Source organism: Parabacteroides acidifaciens (genome assembly GCF_003363715.1).
Classification (GTDB): domain Bacteria; phylum Bacteroidota; class Bacteroidia; order Bacteroidales; family Tannerellaceae; genus Parabacteroides; species Parabacteroides acidifaciens.
This window is the reverse complement of the sequence record NZ_QREV01000059.1, coordinates 1-21,028: the sequence shown is the minus strand read 5'-3', so window position 1 is coordinate 21,028 and position 21,028 is coordinate 1. Positions and strand designations below refer to the sequence as shown.

The 21,028-nt window shown below is 47.6% G+C and carries 20 protein-coding genes and 3 tRNA genes; 9 read left to right on the top strand and 14 right to left on the bottom strand.

Annotated features, from left to right (window positions below; genetic code table 11):
* The first annotated feature begins 3 nt into the window (after nucleotides 1-3).
* The gene (locus DWU89_RS17640; protein WP_167451722.1) at nucleotides 4-1,218 is read left to right on the top strand and encodes a glycoside hydrolase family 88 protein; all 1,215 of its coding nucleotides are present in this window, start codon (nucleotides 4-6) and stop codon (nucleotides 1,216-1,218) included.
* Nucleotides 1,219-1,277: 59 nt separating this feature from the next.
* Nucleotides 1,278-2,177: an alkaline phosphatase gene (locus DWU89_RS17635; RefSeq protein ID WP_115500945.1), complete on the top strand. Its 900-nt coding sequence runs from the start codon at nucleotides 1,278-1,280 to the stop codon at nucleotides 2,175-2,177.
* Here DWU89_RS17635 and DWU89_RS17630 read toward each other — a convergent pair.
* The 3 genes from DWU89_RS17630 to DWU89_RS17620 form a co-directional block, all read right to left on the bottom strand.
* Nucleotides 2,170-6,210 carry a hybrid sensor histidine kinase/response regulator transcription factor gene (locus DWU89_RS17630; protein ID WP_115500951.1) on the bottom strand — a complete coding sequence of 1,347 codons (4,041 nt, stop codon included), beginning with the start codon at nucleotides 6,208-6,210 and terminating at the stop codon, nucleotides 2,170-2,172. The genes DWU89_RS17635 and DWU89_RS17630 overlap by 8 nt on opposite strands.
* 97 nt (nucleotides 6,211-6,307) lie before the next feature.
* Nucleotides 6,308-6,700: a type II toxin-antitoxin system RelE/ParE family toxin gene (locus DWU89_RS17625; RefSeq protein WP_115500944.1), complete on the bottom strand. Its 393-nt coding sequence runs from the start codon at nucleotides 6,698-6,700 to the stop codon at nucleotides 6,308-6,310.
* Nucleotides 6,676-6,915 carry a hypothetical protein gene (locus DWU89_RS17620; protein ID WP_115500943.1) on the bottom strand — a complete coding sequence of 80 codons (240 nt, stop codon included), beginning with the start codon at nucleotides 6,913-6,915 and terminating at the stop codon, nucleotides 6,676-6,678. Before DWU89_RS17620 ends, DWU89_RS17625 begins: the two co-directional genes overlap by 25 nt.
* 81 nt (nucleotides 6,916-6,996) lie before the next feature.
* On the opposite strand from DWU89_RS17620, the gene DWU89_RS17615 reads away from it, so the two are divergent.
* The 7 genes from DWU89_RS17615 (at nucleotide 6,997) to gltA (ending at nucleotide 14,070) form a co-directional block, all read left to right on the top strand.
* Nucleotides 6,997-8,031 (top strand): iron ABC transporter permease, encoded by a 1,035-nt coding sequence (locus DWU89_RS17615; protein WP_115500942.1) that lies wholly within the window; start codon nucleotides 6,997-6,999, stop codon nucleotides 8,029-8,031.
* Between the two features lie 7 nt (nucleotides 8,032-8,038).
* The gene (locus DWU89_RS17610; RefSeq protein WP_115500950.1) at nucleotides 8,039-9,046 is read left to right on the top strand and encodes an ABC transporter ATP-binding protein; all 1,008 of its coding nucleotides are present in this window, start codon (nucleotides 8,039-8,041) and stop codon (nucleotides 9,044-9,046) included.
* 100 nt (nucleotides 9,047-9,146) lie between these two features.
* Entirely contained in the window at nucleotides 9,147-10,499 is a 1,353-nt protein-coding gene (locus DWU89_RS17605) for an MATE family efflux transporter (RefSeq protein WP_115500941.1), read from the top strand.
* A gap of 71 nt (nucleotides 10,500-10,570) precedes the next feature.
* On the top strand, nucleotides 10,571-11,143 hold the full coding sequence (locus tag DWU89_RS17600; RefSeq protein WP_115500940.1) for a DUF4251 domain-containing protein: 573 nt from the start codon (nucleotides 10,571-10,573) through the stop codon (nucleotides 11,141-11,143).
* Between the two features lie 162 nt (nucleotides 11,144-11,305).
* Entirely contained in the window at nucleotides 11,306-11,689 is a 384-nt protein-coding gene (locus DWU89_RS17595) for a co-chaperone GroES (protein ID WP_115500949.1), read from the top strand.
* 95 nt (nucleotides 11,690-11,784) lie between these two features.
* Complete coding sequence (locus DWU89_RS20930) at nucleotides 11,785-12,582, top strand: sulfide/dihydroorotate dehydrogenase-like FAD/NAD-binding protein (protein WP_122344383.1); 798 nt, start codon at nucleotides 11,785-11,787, stop codon at nucleotides 12,580-12,582.
* A gap of 18 nt (nucleotides 12,583-12,600) precedes the next feature.
* Complete coding sequence (gene gltA, locus DWU89_RS20925; protein WP_187574947.1) at nucleotides 12,601-14,070, top strand: NADPH-dependent glutamate synthase; 1,470 nt, start codon at nucleotides 12,601-12,603, stop codon at nucleotides 14,068-14,070.
* A gap of 32 nt (nucleotides 14,071-14,102) precedes the next feature.
* On the opposite strand, the gene DWU89_RS17585 is transcribed toward gltA, so the two are convergent.
* The 11 genes from DWU89_RS17585 to prmC form a co-directional block, all read right to left on the bottom strand.
* Nucleotides 14,103-15,023 carry a DMT family transporter gene (locus tag DWU89_RS17585; protein WP_115500939.1) on the bottom strand — a complete coding sequence of 307 codons (921 nt, stop codon included), beginning with the start codon at nucleotides 15,021-15,023 and terminating at the stop codon, nucleotides 14,103-14,105.
* 86 nt (nucleotides 15,024-15,109) lie between these two features.
* Nucleotides 15,110-15,182 (bottom strand) — tRNA-Gly (locus DWU89_RS17580).
* A gap of 42 nt (nucleotides 15,183-15,224) precedes the next feature.
* Nucleotides 15,225-15,309 (bottom strand) — tRNA-Leu (locus DWU89_RS17575).
* A 21-nt stretch (nucleotides 15,310-15,330) separates the two neighbouring features.
* Nucleotides 15,331-15,403 (bottom strand) — tRNA-Gly (locus tag DWU89_RS17570).
* A 95-nt stretch (nucleotides 15,404-15,498) separates the two neighbouring features.
* Nucleotides 15,499-15,960, bottom strand: coding sequence for a Rieske (2Fe-2S) protein (locus DWU89_RS17565; protein ID WP_115500938.1), 462 nt, complete (start codon nucleotides 15,958-15,960; stop codon nucleotides 15,499-15,501).
* Nucleotides 15,961-15,963: 3 nt separating this feature from the next.
* Nucleotides 15,964-17,304 carry an argininosuccinate lyase gene (gene argH, locus DWU89_RS17560; RefSeq protein WP_115500937.1) on the bottom strand — a complete coding sequence of 447 codons (1,341 nt, stop codon included), beginning with the start codon at nucleotides 17,302-17,304 and terminating at the stop codon, nucleotides 15,964-15,966.
* Between the two features lie 11 nt (nucleotides 17,305-17,315).
* On the bottom strand, nucleotides 17,316-17,726 hold the full coding sequence (locus DWU89_RS17555) for an SRPBCC family protein (protein WP_115500936.1): 411 nt from the start codon (nucleotides 17,724-17,726) through the stop codon (nucleotides 17,316-17,318).
* Between the two features lie 10 nt (nucleotides 17,727-17,736).
* Complete coding sequence (pyrE, locus tag DWU89_RS17550) at nucleotides 17,737-18,375, bottom strand: orotate phosphoribosyltransferase (protein ID WP_115500935.1); 639 nt, start codon at nucleotides 18,373-18,375, stop codon at nucleotides 17,737-17,739.
* A gap of 130 nt (nucleotides 18,376-18,505) precedes the next feature.
* A complete protein-coding gene (locus DWU89_RS17545; protein WP_244205942.1) occupies nucleotides 18,506-19,195 on the bottom strand; it encodes a ComF family protein in 690 nt (229 codons plus the stop codon).
* Entirely contained in the window at nucleotides 19,173-19,667 is a 495-nt protein-coding gene (locus DWU89_RS17540) for a regulatory protein RecX (protein ID WP_115500933.1), read from the bottom strand. The genes DWU89_RS17545 and DWU89_RS17540 overlap by 23 nt, the downstream gene beginning before the upstream one ends.
* Nucleotides 19,664-20,512, bottom strand: a complete 849-nt coding sequence (prmC, locus tag DWU89_RS17535; protein WP_115500932.1) for a peptide chain release factor N(5)-glutamine methyltransferase — start codon at nucleotides 20,510-20,512, stop codon at nucleotides 19,664-19,666. The genes DWU89_RS17540 and prmC overlap by 4 nt, the downstream gene beginning before the upstream one ends.
* Nucleotides 20,513-21,028 lie beyond the last annotated feature (516 nt).

Sequence of the window (21,028 nt, the reverse complement as noted above, 5' to 3'; positions counted from 1 at the left end):
ATCATGATGAAAAATTTGATTGCATTTGCTTTTTCGGCATTCCTGCTATCTTGCGGCGGTGCCCCTAAAACAGAAGAAAAGAGCTTTATCGACGAGAATATCGATTTTGCCCGTGCTCAAATAGGCAAGGAGATAGACGTGATCGAGGCGAGTGGAAAATGTTTGAATCCTGTGACTCTGAAGTCGGACAGTTCCGTTTATTATTGCGGGTATGCCGATTGGCGGAGTGGTTTCTTTCCCGGATCAGTCTGGTATTTGTATGAATTGACCGGTGACGACAGCCTGCTGCCTTTGGCTGCCAAATATACGGGTGCGATCGAGGAAGCGAAGAATCTGACTTGGCATCATGATATCGGGTTTATTATCAATTGCAGTTTCGGAAACGGTCTGCGTCTGGCGGGAACTCCTGCTTATAAGGATGTGATGGTACAGGCAGCGAAATCTTTGTCTACCCGTTTTCGTCCGGCTGCCGGAATTATCCAGTCTTGGGACGTGGTACGCGGATGGCAGTCCGAGCGCGGTTGGGAATGTCCGGTTATCATCGATAATATGATGAACCTGGAATTGATGTTCGAGGCAACCCGTCTTTCCGGCGACTCTTCTTTCTACAAAATCGCCGTGTCTCATGCCGACCGTACCCTGCAGGAACATTTCCGTCCGGACGGCAGTTGCTACCATGTAATCGATTATAGCATTAAGGATGGAGCGGTTCGCCATCGCCAGACGGCACAGGGATACGCCGACGAATCTATCTGGAGCCGCGGACAGGCTTGGGCGATTTATGGTTATACGGTATGCTATCGTGAAACCAAAGACCGCAAATACCTGGATCAGGCTTTGAAGACATTCAATATGATGAAGAATCTGAAAAACTTGCCGGAAGACCTGATCCCTTATTGGGATATGGATGCTCCGAACATTCCGAACGAACCCCGCGATGCTTCGACTGCTTCTTGTATCGCTTCCGCCCTTTATGAAATCAGTACGATGGATGTGCCCGATGCTGCCGGCTATAAAGCGTATGCCGACAAGCTTATGGCTTCTCTTTCTTCTCCTGCTTACCGGGCTGCCTTAGGAACAAACGGAAACTTTCTGCTGATGCATTCTGTAGGTAGTATCCCTCACAATTCTGAAATCGACGTTCCGCTGAACTATGCCGATTACTATTACCTGGAAGCCTTGAAACGAAAACGGGACATTGAAAAGGGTAATTTATAAATAATATCCGTAACTTTGCCTATACTTGGATTTACGGGATATTACTTAATAGAAATAGTATGAAAATAGGAAAATTGATTTTTGCATTGGCATTTCTTATGTTGTTTGCCGATGCTTCGATGGCTGCAAAGTGGAAAGCCAAACATGTAGTGCTGATCGGTCTGGATGGCTGGGGCGCTTATAGTGTGAATAAGGCTGATATGCCGAATGTGAAAAAACTGATGGCCGACGGGTCTTATACATTGAAAAAACGTTCTGTATTGCCCTCATCCAGTGCGGTAAACTGGGCTTCCATGTATATGGGCGCAGGGCCTGAACTGCACGGTTATACGGAATGGGGGTCGCAAACTCCGGAATTGCCTTCCCGTGTTCTGGACGAAGACGGTATCTTCCCGACTGTGTTCGGCTTGCTTCGCCGGTCAGATCCGAAAGCTGAAATCGGTTGTATCTGTGAATGGGCTGGAATCCGCTATGTGTGCGATACGCTGGCGCTGAACTATGACAAGCACGTCACGGAGAAACCGCAAAGTCCGGCTACTACAAAATATGCAGTCGAATATATCAAGCAATCCCGTCCGAACCTGGTGAATATCGTGTTCGACGAGCCGGATCATACCGGACATTCTGCCGGACACGACACGCCGGAATACTATGCGAAACTGAAGGAATTGGACGGCTATATCGGACAGATCGTCGAAGCTGTCAAAGAAGCAGGCATGCTGAATGAAACCATCTTTATCGTTACAGCCGATCATGGCGGTATCAAAAAAGGACATGGCGGCAAGACGATGGAAGAAATGGAAACAGCCTTTATTATTTCCGGTAAGGGAATTAAGAAAGGCTATGAGTTTCAGGAAAGCATGATGCAGTTCGACTGTGCGTCCACTATCGCCTATATCTTCGGCCTGAAGCAACCGCAGGTTTGGATCGGCCGTCCGATGATTCAGGTGTTCAAGTAGGAGACTCTGTCTTCTTCCGGTATTCTGCCGGGGTTATCTCGAACTGGGCTTTGAAACAGCGCGTAAAATAGCGCGGAGAACCGAAGCCCAATTGATCGGAAATATCAGCAATTTGTAAATCCGGGCTGTTGACCAACATGGTGGCAGCCCGTTTTAGTTTGCAGTTGAGGACAAAATCGTTAGGAGTCATGCCTGTCAACGCTTTGAACTTGGCATACAAAGAGCTTCGGCTGAGTCCTAATTCACGTGCCATCATGTTCATGTCGAAGTCGATATTATCCAGATTCTTTTCAATAATCGAATTAACTGTATCCAGGAACTTCTGGTCTATCGGGTTGCTTGCTAACGATTGTGCGTCGAAGTCTTTCTGCTGGCTGAATTTCTTCTGCAGGATGATGCGGTTGCGCACCAGGTTGTTACAGCGTGCTTGCAGGACTTTTGCATTGAACGGTTTGTTGATATAGTCGTCGGCACCCCGTTGCAGGCCTTCTATGCTTTGCTCGGCTGAGGTGAGGGCTGTGAGCAGGACAACCGGAATGTGGCATACGTCGAAATCGTTTTTTATCTTCATGCACATTTCCGTACCCGACATCTCCGGCATCATGACATCACTGACAATGATATCCGGTCTTTCTTCACGCGCCTTTTCCAGTCCTTCTTTCCCGTTGCGGGCCAATATGACACGATAGGTTGGCGAGAACAGGGAATTGAGGATTTGAAGTAATTCCTCGTTGTCTTCCACCAACAGAATGCTGCGGGGCGAGTCGTCTCCTTCTATTATCAGCATATCTTTCTGATCGGTGTCGGTGAACTCTTCCATATGGTCTGTGAACGCGACCGTATCGGGAACGAGGCTGTCTTGCTGGTCTTCCAGTTTTTCCTGTGCCCGTTCCGTGTCGGTGAACTGAGCGGAACCTTTTAACAGGCGGACAATGAAAATACTGCCGTAGCCGGGAGTACTTTCGACTTGTATCGTCCCGTGATGCAGTTCGATAATATTCTTGGTCAAGGCAAGCCCGATACCTGTACTGGGCGTTTTGGTAATATTCGATATGCCGTTTTCCGCCTGGTAGAAACGGTCGAATATTTTGTCGATATCCTCTTTGTTGATCCCGACGCCGTTGTCGATTACTTTGATGATAACTTCTTTTTCCTTGCTTTCCAGGATCATTTCGATGGTTGCATTCGGTTTTGTGTATTTGAATGCGTTGGATAGCAGGTTATAGAAAACTTTCTGCATCTGTTTCGGATCGAACCAGCAGGGTATGTCGTCTTCCGGAGCTGTAAACTTATAGGTGATGGAACGGCTGGACGCATATTCATAAAAGGAGAGATAGATTTCTTTCAGGAAAGGTACGATGTTCTGTTCGTAAACTTTCAGTTTCATGTGTCCTTGCTCCAGTTTGCGGAAATCCAGCAGTTCGCTGATCAGGTTCCGCATATGATAGGTGTTCCGATATACTTTCAGCAGTTTGTTGTACACGGAAGGAGATAAAGAACTGCTTTGCAACAACAGTTCTATCTGCGAGATGATCAGTGTCAACGGTGTCCGGAATTCATGCGAAATGTTGGAGAAGAACTGCAATTTCGCTTGATTCAACTCTTCGATCGCCTCTTTTTCTTTTCGTTCCATTTCCAGGGATGTTTGCAGCATGAACTGTGATTTTTTGAAGCGGTAGAAACTATACAATATGCTTGCTATCAAAACCAAATAGAGGAAATAGGCAAGTTTGGAAGCATACCAGGGGGAATGGATATGGATATCCATTTTGATGGTGCGGGGATGTTCCTGGTTGGGATCGTACTGTATTTCCCGGACGATCAATGTGTATTTTCCCGGATTTAAGTTCGTATAGGAAATATTGTTGTCCTTGCTCGGAACCCATTTTTTGTCGAACCCCTCCAGCATATATTCGTAAGCGGCCTTTTTCAATGTGTTTACATAGTTGTTGGATGTAAACGTAAGGATCAGGTTATTCTGATTATGTGCCAATTCTATTTCCCGGGTATAAGGCAGAGCCGTGTTCAACACTTTATTGTGGTCATTTGCAATAACCGGTTCGTTGTTGATATACAGATCTGAAAAGAACAGTTGGTAATCTTTGGTCGAATTGAATAGCTGCTGTTCAAAGAATGTTGCCATGCCGTTACTGCTGCCGACAAATATTTCTCCGTTTCTACAAACCAGAATACCACAACCTGTATTTATCCCGGACAGAGGCAGAGCTGTTCCCAGCTCGACAACCTTAAACAGGTTCTGGTCCGGATCGAAGAATGTAATTCCTTTGTCTCCGGTTATCACCAGTTGGTCTATCGTTGACAAGGCAAGCTCATAACAATAGTTGCTGGCGATAAAGCTGTTTTCTGTCGTATATCCGATGAATTGGTTCTTATTCTCGTCATAATAGAACAGTCCGGACCCACGTGTTCCGAGGAAGATTCTCCCTTGCTTGTCTTCGATTATTTGTGAAATGGGAAATGCCCCCAACCCGTTTTCTCCTGAACGGAATTGAATCTGATCCGTTTCGTCTTTCAGGTTGATTTTCCAGACGCCTTTGCCGTATGCCAACCATAAATAGCCTTTGGAATCGACCCAAAAGCAGGTGTTCCCGTAATATTTGCCACTATTGAACAGCGGTGCAACCTTTTCTGTATCCAGGTTCATTTTAAAAATACCTTTCGGCCCTGTGCATATCAGTTCATCGTTGTAGATACACATATTGTTGATACGGTCGCCGGCAATTACGGCATAGGAAGGATCTTCGAAATAGGGATTTTTGAATTTCTTATTCTTGATATCATAAATAGAAAGCCCTCCGGTGTGGGTTCCGATATACAGTTTATTGCGTTCCGGACTGTAGGCGATTGCTTTCAGGTTGTTATGGGCGATGGAGTTGCGGCTTTCGTCGGCCATGAAGTAGGTAAACGTTTTTGTTTTCCGGTCGAAAAAGTGCAGGCCGCCGCCTTCGGTGCATATCCAGACATTATCGTCTTTATCTTCTACCATTTTACCGACAAAAGGATAGTTCAAGCAATCGTTTCTGGCATTATTGGCTGTATAGACCGTAAAGAGGTCGGTTCCCGGATTGAAATAATTGACTCCGCCGTAATATGTACCCAGCCAGATCGTTCCTTGTCTGTCTTTATAGATAGGGAATACCGATGAATGTGTCATGCTGCCGGGTAGGGGATTACGGGCGTAAACTTCGAACTTGCCACTGATCGGGTTGTATTTGTTGAGTCCTGTGAATGTCCCGATCCAGATATTACCGAAATTGTCTTCGGCGAAATCCCGTACTTGGTTACTCGAGATATTGTTAGGATTCGACGGATCATAACGGTAACGGGTGAAATTTCCATACACGTCTTTTTTATACATCCCGTTCATGCGGATGGAGATCCAGAGGTTGTAGCGTGAATCTTCATATATACTGTAGATATCTTCTCCCGGTATCACGCTGGTAAGAGGTTCGCCTTCTTTCTTTACATACAGTCCGTCTGTCGTCCCTATCCAGTACTGGCCGTTGGAATCTTCTTTCATACAGGTTAAACGTTGGTTACTGTATTCCAGCTTCATTGCAAAATCCAGTTTCTCTGTCTCCGGATTCCAGGTGAAAAGCGAATCCGTAGCGCCGACCCAAATGACTCCTTTGATGGACGAGATACCGACTACGCCGGATTCCCGCAGGCAGGAGAATTTTTGTGTCCGGATGTCATAGCGGATTAAAGCATTATCGGAATCGAAAAAGACATTCCCGTCTTTGTCTCCGGCAATGAAATGGGTCTGGTTTCCGATCGGGTTCGTATTCTCGCGGTAGTATTCGGACGGCTTATATACAATTGTTTGGACTCCGTTGTATATGCTGATGCCTTCTTCGGTTCCAAACCACATCCTGCCTAACTGGTCTTGGTAGATCGCCATTACGGATAGTTGTGACAGACCTTCCTGCATACCTATGTGTTTGAAATAAATCGGGTATATGCCGGAACAGAATCCCAGGAGCATGATGAGTGATATGATGATTCTTCTCATAGTATATAACATTAGCAGCATTGCATTCAAGGTGCTAAGGTAAATATATTTTTCTAATCGTTAAAGGATGTTGCGCAAAATGTTTTGTCTTTACTATTCATTTCCCACTCCCGGAATCAGGTTTATGCTGCTTTCCGTATGGAACTTCCGGCTCGCACAGATATTGTGGGGAGAGATTACGTAGCGTATAAGTCAGACGTGACGGTTCACGGCGGTTATCCCATAATACAAGGACCGTTATGGCTTGATTGTTGAAATGGTAGAAGAGGGAATAATAAGGCATAACAACGATATAGCGGACGTGAGGATATTCTGTGCCTTGTCCGGACAAAGGAAATAGGGACGCTTGCTTGGCTGCCTCTTTGAAACAGTCTTTTAGCTTTTTACTGTATCGCTTATTCCCGTTACGCTGATCGTAAAACTTGAAAATATCTTTTATATCCAAGCGGGCTTTTTCCGTCCAACTTATGCTTCGTCTGTAGCTAACCATTTGTCGAAAAATTTATCCATTTCTTCTTCGCTGTAAATCTCTCCATTCCGCATCTGTTCCAATGCTTTATCTATGTTTTCTTTCAACTCAGGGGAGAAATGGAGTACAGTTTCCCGCTCGTTAAGTAGCTGTTCGATGTCATCGAGCAGGCTTTCATCTGAAATGGCGTTCAGGCGTTCAATCAGGTTTTGCTTTTTAAGTTCGATATATGTCATAATCTTTTGGTTTTTAATTAGGTGTGCAAGGTAGCTAAAAGTATTAGATTGGACAACTAAAAAAGCATTATCTTTGCAGGCATGAAAAAGCAAGCCTTTCTTTTTTATCCGTTCCTGTTCGGCCTCCTGTTGCTGCTGTTTGCAGGCGGGCTGGTTTATGGTGCCGTGTCGATCCCGCTTGAAAGTGTGGTGAAGATATTGTCAGGAGAAGGGACGGAGCGGCTTGCGTGGCAGAATATCGTGTTGCAGAGCCGTTTGCCGCAGGCGGTAACGGCATTGTTGGCGGGTGCTTCGCTGGCGGTCAGCGGTTTGCTGTTGCAGACTTTGTTCCGGAATCCGCTGGCCGGTCCTTCCATATTGGGTATCAGTGACGGGGCTAATTTAGGAGTTGCGGCGATTATGCTCTATTTCGGAGGTTCGTTGAGCATGGTCTCGGATTTGCCGATCAGCGGTTATTTAGCTGTTATCTTGGCGGCATTTGGCGGGGCGGCTTGTATTTTAGGCTTGATTATCTATTTCTCGGCAAAGGTGAAGAATAACGTCATGCTGCTGATTATCGGCATTATGATCGGTTATTTAGCTTCTTCCCTGATTTCGGTGTTGAATTATTATGCGTCGACGGATAAGGTGCATGCCTTTGTCATGTGGGGGTTGGGAAACTTCTCGGGCGTGTCTTTGCAGCAACTTCCTTATTTTACGGGTTTTACCTTTGCTGGTTTGCTGTTGGCGATTCTGTTGATAAAACCGCTGAATGCGTTGCTTTTGGGCGAGATGTATGCGGCCAATTTAGGAATCAAGATCAAACGTACGCGCATTCTGATCCTGCTGTGTACCGGATTGTTAACGGCTACGACGACAGCTTTTTGCGGCCCGATCTCTTTTATCGGCTTGGCGGTTCCTCATGTCGCACGTCTGATGTTGGGATCGTCCAATCATAAGATGCTGGTTCCCGTTACACTATTGACCGGTTCTTGCATTGCTTTGCTTTGTAATTTGCTGATGGTGTTACCGGGGACGAACAATATTCTTCCGTTGAACGCCGTAACCCCGATGTTAGGTGCGCCCGTGATTATTTATGTGATTGTGAACCGGAAGAACATACAATACTTTGACTGACGACTGGATGGAAACATTTGCAATAGAAACAAAAGGACTGAGTATCGGCTACCTGTTGAAAGGCGGTAAGCGGAAGGTCGTGCACGATGATTTGAACCTGCAACTTGTTCCGGGAGAAGTCACCTGCCTGTTAGGGCTGAACGGAGCCGGAAAGTCGACTTTGCTCCGTACACTCTGCGGTTTCCAGCCTCCGCTTGGTGGGGAAATCCGGTTGATGGGCAGGCCGCTATCCGATTATTCGCAAGCGAACTTTTCCCTGACAGTCGGTGTTGTATTGACAGAAAAGACAAATGCGGGGGGAATTACCGTGTATGAACTTGTCTCGTTGGGGCGTCATCCTTATACCGGTTTCTTCGGACAGTTGAAGAAGCAGGATCGTGAAATCATAGAACAGTCACTCGATGCCGCCGGTATCGCTCATAAAGCGCATAACTACGTCTCGGAACTGAGTGACGGAGAGCGGCAGAAAGCCATGATCGCCAAAGCTTTGGCGCAGCAGTGCCCGATTATCTTGCTGGACGAGCCGACTGCCTTCCTGGATGTGACGAGCCGCATCGAAACGATGGTCTTGCTGCATCGCCTGGCTGTCGAACAGGAAAAAGCAATTTTGCTTTCCACACACGACCTGGACTTAGCTATCCAGATGGGCGATTGCCTTTGGTTGCAGGAGAAAGGGCGTCCGATGGCTTGCGGAACACCTGAAGATTTGATTATGAGCGGGGCTTTTGAATCCTTTTTCGGAAAAGAAGGTATCGTGTTCGACCCTGCAACCGGAAAGCTGAATACCGAAGCGCCAACCTTGCCGATAGGTGTGGAGGGTGATTTCTTAGCTTCCTATTGGGTCGGGAATGCTCTGATCCGAAATGGATTTCGTCCTTCTCCGGTGAAAGAAGGACAGCTGAATGTCGATTGCCGGAGTCCGCATGAGCTGATTGTCACATTTCCGGATGGTGCGGCAAAGGTACTTTCGACAGTTGCCGGTTTAGTAGAGGCGGTAAAAAGTCCATGGGCATGAAAAAAGAATTTCCTGGGCATGGAAAAAGAGTTTCCTGGGCATGGAAGTTTATTTCCATCGGGAAGAAACAAAGGTTTAATTTAGATTTGAAGATATAAATATGGCAAACGAAATAACATGGCGGCTGGAGAATGAGAAGATCAGCCGATTATTGTTACATTACGCGATACCGGCAGTGATCGGTACAATGGTCAATGCGCTTTATAACATTGTAGACCGTATTTTCATCGGCCAGGGAGTTGGCCCGTTGGCAATGGCGGGGCTTACATTGACATTCCCTATTTTGTTATTCCTTCAGGCATTCGGGATGCTGGTCGGTGCTGGTGCCGCAACACGTGTGTCCATCCATTTGGGGCGGAAAGCGAATGATATGGCGGAGAAAGTGTTGGGGAATGCTTTTACGCTTACTTTTCTTATCACAATCGTAACCGTAGTGCCTTGCATGATCTGGATGGAAGACCTTTTGCTCGCATTCGGTGGAAGCGAGCAGACGATTCCGTATGCGAAAGACTATTTGAATATCGTCGTTCCCGGTACGATCCTGACTTCGCTCAGCTTTGGCTTTAACGCCGTGATGCGCGCTTCCGGCTATCCGAAGAAAGCGATGTTTACCATGTTGATCGGGGCGGTGGCTAACGTCATTCTCGATCCGATCTTTATCTTCTGGCTGGATATGGGAATCAAGGGGGCGGCTGTTGCGACAATTATCTCGATGTTGCTTTGTACGCTCTTTGTGATGAACCATTTTGTACAGAAAGACAGTATCGTGCGTTTCCATAGGGGAACGTTCCGTCTGGAACGCCATGTGGTGTGGAATATCCTGACGATCGGTGTTTCACCGTTTGCCATGCAGCTGGCGGGTAGTCTGGTTGTTGTAATCCAGAATTATGCCTTGAAACAGCACGGAGGAGATTTGGCATTGGGGGCGAACGGCATTATTTCCAGTGTCGGGATGCTTTTAGTCATGTTGGTTATCGGGATTGCACAAGGGATGCAGCCGATTGTCGGTTATAATTTCGGGGCAAAGAAATACGACCGGGTGCAGGAGACGCTGCGCTTAGTCATCATCGCGGCTACTATCATTATGGGGATCGGCTGTTTCTGTAGCGTGGCATTTCCGAAACTGATAGCCCGTGCCTTTACGAACGATCCGGCCTTGCTGGATGTGACGGCCAACGGTTTGCGGATCAGTTTACTGGTGTTCATTGTGGTCGGTTCGCAGATATCGATCAGCCAGTTTTTCCAGAGTATCGGGATTGCTTGGAAAGCTATGTTTTTGAGTCTGAGCCGTCAGGTCCTGTTCCTGATACCGGCCATGTTGCTGTTCTCCCGTTTCTGGGGCTTGGATGGCGTCTGGTATGCGGCTCCCTTTTCCGATTTCATTGCGGCGGTCACGGCTTGGCTGTTTCTGTGGTATCATGTTAAAAACATGAAAAGTAAGGGCTTGGGTTGAACTTTTTGTTATCTTGGTTGTCTACTATATAAAAGTAGATTGATTAGGTTATAACTAAAAGAATAAGAAGTATGAAAAGAGTATTATTATTACTGTCAATCCTGCTCTTTAGCGCGGGAACCATGATGGCCCAGCAGGATAAAGCTGCCGATAAGGCTGCCAAGAAAGCGGAAAAAGAAGCTAAGAAAGCTGCTGAAGCAGCAGAACAGATGGCCTTGTTCGAACAGGGCGTGCAAGCACTGAAAGAAAAAGATTTTGTGTTGGAAGCCGAACGTGTCGAATTTAAACGCGGCCGATTTGTTTATGTCACCCCGAGTACGAACTTCGTTTCCATGAAGGGAGACAGGGCTACGATTCAGTTGTCATTCAATACCGCCGCTGCCGGTCCTAACGGTATCGGAGGTATTACGGTGGACGGTAGCGCCTCGAATGTCGAAATGAAGACTGATAAGAAAGGAAATGTCACACTCAACATGATGGTGCAAGGTGTCGCTGTTTCCGCAAATGTGACCATCCGCATGGTGAAAGGAACGAATAAATGTACGGCAACTGTCAGTCCGAACTTCAACAGTAACCGTATCTCGTTTACCGGTTACCTCTATCCTTCGGATCAGTCCAATGTCTTTAAGGGACGTTCGATCTAAGTTTTTTCGTACGCAAAACCAGTCCCTGTCCCATAAATATAGAGTAGGCATCCTTTTGGAAAGCGGTCAGCATCTCTTTCCAAAAGGATGCCTATTCTTTTTGAAGGAATGTACAGCATTTTGTATCTTTGTTCTCGTAAATTATTCTTTATATATTTAGTTATGCAATTAGCAATAGATCAGAAAGACATCGATAAGTTCCTGATGGTAGGCGATAAAGTGCTTATCAAGCCGAAGAATCCGCAAAGCCAGACGAAGTCGGGCCTGTATTTGCCGCCTACCGTTCAGCAGGAAAAGATACAGAGCGGATATATCATCAAAGTCGGCCCCGGTTTCCCACTTCCTTCGCAGAGCGAGGAGCACGAAGTCTGGGAAAAGAAGAAGGACGGGGAAGTGCATTACCTGCCTTTGCAGGCACACGAGGGCGACCTGGCTGTGTTTCTACAGAATACGGCTTATGAAATCAATTTTAACGAGGAAAAGTTCCTGATTGTTCCGCATTCGGCCATCCTGATGCTGATCCGTGATGAAGGTTTGTTCGAATAAGTCCTTTTTGTTTGGCAAAATACTATGATTTTCGGTTTTTAAATGTATTTTTGCAACCAAATCAACAAAACAATCTATCAATAGTAGCGATTATAATGAATAAAATTGTAAGTAAAGAGCATTTCTCTGCCAACGTGGTGAAACTGGAGGTAGAGGCTCCTCTGATCGCCCGCTCCCGTAAGGCAGGCCACTTTGTTATCGTGAAGGTAGGGGAAAAGGGAGAACGCATTCCCCTCACTATCGCCGGAGCTGATACGACAAAAGGAACGATCACACTCGTGATTCAGGCTGTAGGCGGTTCGTCGAAGAAGATCTGTGAACTGAATGTCGGTGATTATATTACCGACTTGGTAGGTCCGTTGGGGCAAGCTACCCATATCGAGAAAGTCGGGACAGTCGTTTGTGCCGGTGGCGGTGTGGGAGTGGCACCTTTGTTGCCCATTGTCGAGGCTTTCCATAAGGCGGGAAACCGCGTGATCGTGGTGTTGGCTGCCCGTACGAAAGACCTGGTTATCCTGGAAGAACAGATGCGTGCTAATTCGGATGAAGTGATTGTGATGACAGACGATGGTTCTTACGGCACGAAAGGATTGGTAACGAATGGGGTCGAGAGTGTCATCAACCGGGAAAAAGTGGATCTGTGTGTGACGATCGGCCCGGCTATTATGATGAAGTTTGTCTCTGCCCTGACGAAGAAATATGAAATACCGACGGTCGCTTCCCTGAATACGATCATGGTAGACGGAACCGGAATGTGCGGCGCTTGCCGTATCACGGTCGGTGGAAAGACCAAGTTTGTGTGTGTGGACGGTCCCGAATTCGACGCCCACCAGGTGGACTTCGACGAGATGCTGATGCGCCTCGGTGCTTATAAAGATATTGAAAAGAAATAACAAAACCACGATAAACAAATGACAACAGAAGAACTGATCGCCGCCCGTCGTGCCGAACCCTGGAGGGAAGCACTGCGGAAAAGCAAAAAGAATAAAGAACGCACGGATATTCCCCGTGTAGAGATGAATGAACTGGATGCGGAATACCGCAGCCATACCCGCCTGGAAGAGGTGAACCTCGGTTTGACGGCTGAACAGGCCGTGCAGGAAGCGCAGCGTTGCCTGGACTGTCCGAATCCGACTTGTATGCAAGGATGTCCGGTAAGTATCAATATCCCGACTTTTGTCAAGAACATCGAACGGGGCGAGTTCTTAGAAGCGGCCAAAGTGCTGAAAGAAACCAGTGCCCTGCCTGCCGTTTGCGGCCGTGTATGTCCGCAGGAAAAGCAGTGCGAAAGCAAATGTATCCACCTGAAGATGGGGAAACAGGCTGTCGCTATCGGGTATCTGGAACGCTTTGCTGCCGACTACGAGCGTGAAAGCGGTAACATCTCTGTGCCTGAAGTGGCGGAAAAGAATGGCATTAAGATTGCGGTTGTCGGCTCCGGCCCTGCCGGTCTTTCCTTTGCCGGCGATATGGCGAAACGCGGGTATGATGTGACGGTTTTCGAAGCGTTGCATGAGATCGGGGGCGTACTGAAATATGGTATTCCTGAATTCCGCTTGCCGAATAAGATTGTGGATGTCGAGATAGACGGATTGCGTAAGATGGGTGTGCAGTTCCTGACCAACTGTATTGTTGGCAAGACGATCAGCTACGAAGACTTGCACGCCGATGGTTTCAAAGGCATCTTTGCCGCCAGCGGAGCCGGACTGCCGAACTTTATGGATATACCGGGCGAGAACCTGGTCGGCGTCATGTCGTCCAACGAATACCTGACACGTGTCAACCTGATGGATGCAGCCAACCCGGAAAGCGATACGCCTGTATTGCAGGGTAAGAAGGTGGCGGTTATCGGTGGTGGTAACACGGCGATGGACTCTGTCCGTACGGCTCGCCGTCTGGGTGCCGAGCGTGCCATGATTGTGTATCGTCGTAGCGAAGAAGAAATGCCTGCCCGCCTGGAAGAGGTAAAACATGCCAAAGAGGAGGGCGTAGAGTTTATGACTTTGCATAACCCGGTTGAATATATCGGCGACGAACGCGGCCGTGTCAAACAGATGCGCCTGCAGAAGATGGAACTGGGCGAACCGGATGCTTCCGGGCGTCGTCGTCCTGTGCCTGTAGAGGGAGCGATCGAAACGATCGATGTGGACGAAGTGATTGTCAGTGTCGGTGTTTCCCCGAACCCGCTTATCCCGCGTGCCTTCCAAGGGTTGGAAGTAAGCCGCAAGGGTACGATTGTGGTAAACGAAGAAAGCATGCGTTCGACGCTGCCCGATGTATATGCCGGCGGCGATATTGTCCGTGGCGGCGCAACCGTAATCCTGGCAATGGGAGACGGTCGCAAGGCGGCTGCGGCGATGGATGCGGCTTTGAGAGGATAATTGATATTCAATATGGAGAAGGGACATGGACTTTACGTCTGTGTCCCTTTATTTTTTATCCGTTTAACCAACGTTTCTCCCTTGAAATAGATGATTAATGAACTGACAATGATCAGCATACCGGTGACAGTGCTGAACGTCGGATATTCATCGGCCAGCATGATCCAACTCAGGACAGCTCCCAGTATGGGATTGATAAGGCGGCACATATTGAGGTCCGATACTTTGCTTTTCGCATCTTGCAACGCCATGAACCAGAAACTGAAGGCAAAGACGGAAATAAAGACCAATACGCCGAGACTGATGTAGAACCCTGCCGGTTTGCCGATGAAAGGATGGAAGCCTTCAACAGACACTCCGACAATGTAAATAAGCAATCCGCCGAAGAACATCTGAACCGCATTCAGAAATATCGGATTTACCTTCCCCTTATCTTCAGAAACAGATATGGCCGAATAGCCTTGCAAAATGATATTGAGCAGCAGGAGAACGACGCCGGCAATGCCTTTCGTGTCCAGCGGCTTGCCATCGCTTCCCATCCCGATAATCAGGAACAGGCCGATTAAACTGACCAGCAGGCTACAGGTCTTATAGATATTCAGTTTGTCATTGCGGGCGATAAGGTGGGCAAGCAGGACATTGATGAGCGGTGTCATCCCCATGATTATGGAAGAGATGGCTCCGCTGACGAAGTCCACGCCTATATAAAAGGCTGTATATCCTAAAAACATATTGATCAGAATCAGGTTGAGGAATAGCCTGCTGTTTTGTTTGATCTCCCGCCACATCCCTTTATGCCAAGTGTAGGCAAATAGAATGATGCCGACAAGCGTAAACCGTATTCCGGCAAAATTCATCGGAGTAAAATCATAACTGAGTCCTTGCTTGATGAATGGCGTTACAATAGCCCACAGAACGGAAGCGATGATTGCATAAAGGAGTCCCTTCTTCATAATGAGTATCGTTTATTTCGATGTTAGTTTTTTGTTATAGTAAAAAGCCCCGCTATTCCTGAGAATAACGAGGCCTTTTGGAAGCGAGCGGAAGACGGGACTCGAACCCGCGACCCTAACCTTGGCAAGGTTATGCTCTACCAACTGAGCTACTTCCGCAAAATGTAATCTGTTGAGACGCACGGCCGTGCGTCTGTATCGTACTCGAAGCGGGACTTGAACCCGCACAGCCGCAATGGCCAAAGGATTTTAAGTCCTTCGTGTCTACCGATTCCACCATTCGAGCATCCCTTTCTCTTAAGAGATGAGCGGAAGACGGGACTCGAACCCGCGACCCTAACCTTGGCAAGGTTATGCTCTACCAACTGAGCTACTTCCGCGTTGTTGCATTGTTTTCGTTTGCGAGTGCAAAGGTAGATGATTTTTTTGTTTCTGCAAATATTTGGATGAAAAAGTTGTGCCCAACCTCGCATTTTTAGTTCAAATTCATCACCACCCATTCTTGGCCGCTCGCCGATGTGGAGGATACTGCATATCTTCTCAACGGATATTTGGAAACTCCCTTTGTCGGGGCACCTGTGCCATAGCCGATATCAAATTCAGTTCCGCATTCCGGACAAGTCGCTTTACCAGCATTATCTGCTTCTATAATGATATTTCTTTTTGCTTCGTGCGGACAACAAAGATCATAGGCATAATAAGTCGTTTTACCACTCGCATCGATACCGCATACGACCAATACACCCGCATATCCGGTTTTTTCTCCGGCTGTACGGGGTTTTGTAATGGATTTATGATTGTATAAACCAACTAAATCCTTGTCCTGATACCGCAGGTCGATATTTAAATAGACCAGTGCGTAAGGAATGTCCGATTCCTCAAATTTAGAACACGAAAGAGCCAATAATACAAGTAAGCAGGATAAAAATCGTTTCATCGTTTATTCGGATAACAGCTGTCGTTCAGCTTCGTTTACTCTATTAAACGCGAAACCGTCCACAATATTTTGCATCAGGGCGGAAATCTGATCATTGCACAGATTACCGATACTTCCTTCGTGCGTATGGCTGACTTCCTTAACAGGGGTAAACTTTCCGGCTTCGATGTTCAGGCCGACCTGCTTGTAGGCATCCCGGAAAGGTACGCCTTCAAGCACGAGGCGGTTGACCTCTTCCACGCTGAAAAGAAGTGCGTATTTGTCGTCGTCCAGGATATGCTCGTTCACTTTCACCTCCCGCATCATATGCGTAACCATACGGAGGCAGTCCTTCAGTTCGTCGAAGGCGGGAAGGAATACTTCTTTTATGATCTGCAGGTCACGGAAGTAACCCGACGGAAGATTGTTGCTGATCAGCGTGATCTGTTGGGGTAATCCCTGCAACTTATTGCATTTGGCACGTGTCAGCTCGAATACGTCCGGATTCTTTTTATGCGGCATGATGCTGGAACCTGTCGTGAACTGGTCCGGCAACTTGATAAAGCCGAAGTTCTGGCTGTTGAACATGCAGGCGTCAAAAGCTAATTTGGACAATGTGGCGGCAATGCCCGCCATAGCGAAAGCTACGGTGCGCTCCATCTTGCCACGTCCCATCTGTGCATACACGACGTTGTAGTCGAGCGAGTCGAAGCCAAGCAAGTCTGTTGTCATCTGGCGCTTCAGCGGGAAAGAAGATCCGTATCCGGCGGCAGAGCCGAGCGGGTTACGGTTGCAAACCTTATAGGCCGCCTGCATCAGTTGCAGGTCGTCGGCAAGGCTTTCGGCATAAGCGCCGAACCAAAGTCCGAACGATGACGGCATGGCGATCTGTAAATGCGTATATCCGGGAAGCAGTACCTCTTTATACCGGTTACTCTGCGAGATCAACACCTCGAACAGGCCGGATACGAGTTCCACTATTTCCTGTATCTGCGCACGGGTGAACAGTTTCAGGTCCAGCAACACCTGGTCGTTACGCGACCGGCCGCTGTGTATCTTTTTCCCCGTATCACCCAAGCGGCGTGTCAGCATCAGTTCCACTTGCGAGTGGACATCTTCCACACCCTCTTCAATGACAAACCGGCCGCTGTCGGCAACGGCATAAATATTTTTCAGTTCGGCAAGCAGGACGGTCAGTTCCTCCCGGGTAAGTAGTCCGATGCTTTCCAGCATGGTGATATGAGCCATCGAGCCAAGCACATCGTACTTAGCCAGATAGAGATCCATCTCCCGGTCTTTACCTACCGTAAAGGTATCCACTTCCTGGTCTACCTGAACATTTTTTTCCCAAAGTTTCTGAGCCATTAAAAATACAATTAATAAGGCAGGGATGCCAACAGCGTCGATATCTTATCGACTGCATCCTGCAACGGTTTTGATACCATTGGCTTGATAAACGGATTCAGATCGGCGCGGACGGTCATTTTCATCCGTGTGTCATTCTCTTCCATCTGTTTCAGCTGTATCCAGAGGAACAGGGGGACGGGAGAATTCGTCGTCGTGAACTTGATCGTCTTGTTCGGTTCGCGTTCTACGATCTGGAAGGTTATCTTACCTACGGGTGCGACGTTGAAACTGCAAGAGTCTTTGTCGAACTCGAAATCTTTAATCTTATCTTGAGGTATGCGGTCCTGCACCTTTTCCAGGTTGGAGAGGTCGGACAGCATATTAAAAATACGATCCTCATTAAAGGGGATCGCTTTTACTTCACTAACAAATTCAGTCATTCTGTTTCAATTATACTCCCGGATTCCAGTTAGCCGGGTCTTTGCGCCATTCCTGAAGGATCGCGATTTCGGACTCGTCGATGTAATCCGTACGCAAAGCCTCTTCCAGGACTGCGTCGTAGTTACTCAGCGTTGTCAAAGTTACTTTTGCATCTCTGAAAGCTTCTACTGCAACAGGGAAACCATACGTGAAGATCGCAACCATACCGGCTACATCGCAACCGAAATTACGAACGGCCTGTACTGCTTTCAAACTGCTGCCACCTGTAGAAACCAAATCTTCAACAATCACAACCTTTGAACCCGGTTTCAGTTCGCCTTCGATCAGGTTTTCCAACCCATGATCTTTAGGAGTGGAGCGGATATATACGAACGGCAGGCCCAACAGGTCGGCTACCAATGCTCCCTGAGCGATAGCTCCGGTTGCAACACCGGCGATAGCATCGGCATTTTCGTATTTTTCGCTGATTGTGCGAGCCAGTTCCAACTTGATGAAACTTCTGATTTCCGGATAGGAAAGCGTTTTTCTGTTGTCATTGTAGATTGGTGATTTCCAACCGGATGCCCATGTGAAAGGATTGGCCGGCTGCAGTTTAACCGCCTTAATCTTTAATAATCTCTCTGCTACTAATCTTTCCAGTGTTTTCATACAACCTAATAAATATAATATGTTTATATCAGTCCGCAAAGGTAGATAAAGGGAATGAGATAACCTTGTAGTTCTTGAAAAAAATAAGCCATACATATTGTATAACAGGTTTCCGGCAAATTCGTGTTTCTCAGGCGATGGTTATCCCTAAAAAACTGATCCGGATACCGGGAACTGCCTGTATTGAAGCGGCACAGGCGAGGAATGTCGAGCCGGTTGTGATCACGTCGTCCACCAATAGGGCATGCCTGTTTTTCAATGCTTCGGAGTCGTTCAGCCGGAAGATATTTTCTACGTTTTTCTGCCGTTCGTACACTTGCTTGCGTGTCTGGCTTTCCGTCTTTTTGATGCGGGAAACGGAGGTGGTGTCGACCGGTATTCCGGTGACGGATTGAATGCCCCGTGCAATCCATTCCGACTGATTATATCCCCTTTGTTTCAGCCTTTCCGGATGAAGGGGGACGGGGAGCAGGACGTCGACCGTGTCAAACAGCCCGGCTTTCTGACAAGCGATTGCAGCCCTACGGCCTAATTGATATCCTAACTCCTTATTTCCGTGATATTTCAGGGAGTGGATCAGCTTTTGCCCGTATCCTCCATGCTCGAAACGGAGTAGGGCGGTGGCGGCGACAAAAGGGACTTTCCCTTCGAACAACCGGCAGGCTGCGTTTGTCTTTAGGTCTGTGAAATGCGTATAAGGCAAATTGTTCGAGCAATGCAGGCAGATATGTTCTTCCCCTTTTACCAAAGGCGTCTGGCAGAGCAGGCACAGGCGTGGGAAGAAAAGGTTCAGGAGATCATTCAAAAGTGTCTTCATCATAGTCATTCCCGTTGAAAAGCTGCTTCAGGCAACGGCTTGTGTCCCGTCCCTCGAATCCGCGTCCGGCGGCGAAACGGAGTAGTTTGATGTAAGTCTCCCGTTCGTCTTTGCCCCGGGTTGTTTTCTTCTTGCTTTTCAAGAGGGAGAACAGGATATCCTGATATTCCTGTTCGTCTATGCCGGCTAATGCTTCCGTGCGGATATCCGCCGGAATGCCTTTCCTTTGGAGTTCATAGCTGATTTTGATACGTCCCCATTTGTTGAAGCGCAGTTTGTCGTTTACGAAATAACGGGCGAAGCGGCTTTCGTCGATGAAACGTTCTTTCAGCAGGCGGGCGATGATGCGGTCGCTTTCTTCCCCGGTCAACCCCGCCGCTTTGATTTTCTTTTCCACATCTTGGATGCAACGTTCGGCGGCAGAACAATAGGCGGCTACCCGGTGAAGCATTTCAGGTTCGCTGAGTTGCTTCATTTCCGTGCTTTTACGATCCGGTCTTTGCCGGACAAATCCTGGATCAGTTCGATGTCTTTATACCCTTCTTCCTCGAGCATTTCGACGACCATCGAGCCGTAGGCGGCATTGATCTCGAAATAGAGCCGTCCGTTCCTTCTCAGTTTTTTCTTTCCGAAATGGGCAATGTGCCAATAGTACAGCAACGGGTCGTTGTCCGGCACGAAGAGGGCGATATGCGGTTCGTAGTCGAGCACGTTCCTTTCCATATCGATCTTTTCCTCTTCCTTAATATAAGGAGGATTGCTGACGATGACATCCAGTATGAACGGGATATCCATTTCCGCTTTTTCGGGGTTCAGGATATCTGTCTGGATAAAAGTAATCGTAGCGTTGTTACGTTTGGCGTTCCTGCGAGCCGTGTCCAATGCTTCTGTCGAGATATCTGTTGCGATAATGCTGGCTTGCTTCAGGTGTTTGCGCAACGTGACGGCGATACAGCCGCTGCCTGTACCGATATCCAATATTTTTATCTTTTTCCCTTCGTTGTCGATGATGACCTGTTCGACCAGCTCTTCCGTTTCCGGCCGTGGTATCAGGACAGACGGGTTCACTTCGAATTGCAGGCTGTAGAAATCGGCTGTGCCTAATATATATTGTATAGGCTCCATCTCTTTCAGCCGTTCGACGATCTCGTGAATCCGGTTCTTTTCGGCTTCGGGCAGTACCTTATCTTTACAGAATAGAAAATGATGCGGCTGGATATTACTCACCCGCTCCATGATCAGACGGACCAGGCTACTGATCTCGGAAGGTGGATACAAGTCCTTCAAAGATTCTTTTATATATGCGAGGGTTTCAGTCATATAATTCTATTTTTCTGCAAAAATACGGATTTAATCTGGACTAACAAAGATATGTTACTTTTGGCTTGACCCAAAAGTAACCAAAAAGTCAAGGCCAAACCTGCTTCGCTACTCCGTTCCCTTCGTTCGCTGTCGCGTCGTAAGGGTCGTTCGCGAACGACCCCTACAGCAGACGCTCCTGCCGCTCACTGCGGTCTCTGCGCTTAACGCTCACCAGCTTAGGCCGGAAGTAGAGCCTGACGGCTCTGTTGAGGATTATGATACCGTCTGTTTCTTTGCGATCCCGCATCGAGTGTGGGAATGGAAATTACAATAACCCTCTTTTCGTCCGTTTTTCTATTTCATCCGAAATCTTGATCGATTTTGAATTGACTCTTTTCACGGTTTAAGCTCCCCTTTCTGACAATCGGGAAAACGAGGTGCGCAGCCCGTTCCGGAAAGTGTGCAATTTGATTACCGAAAACCGGAAACACCGGCAAAGTGATAAAGCTTAACTCCCGGAGAATCGAATATTTG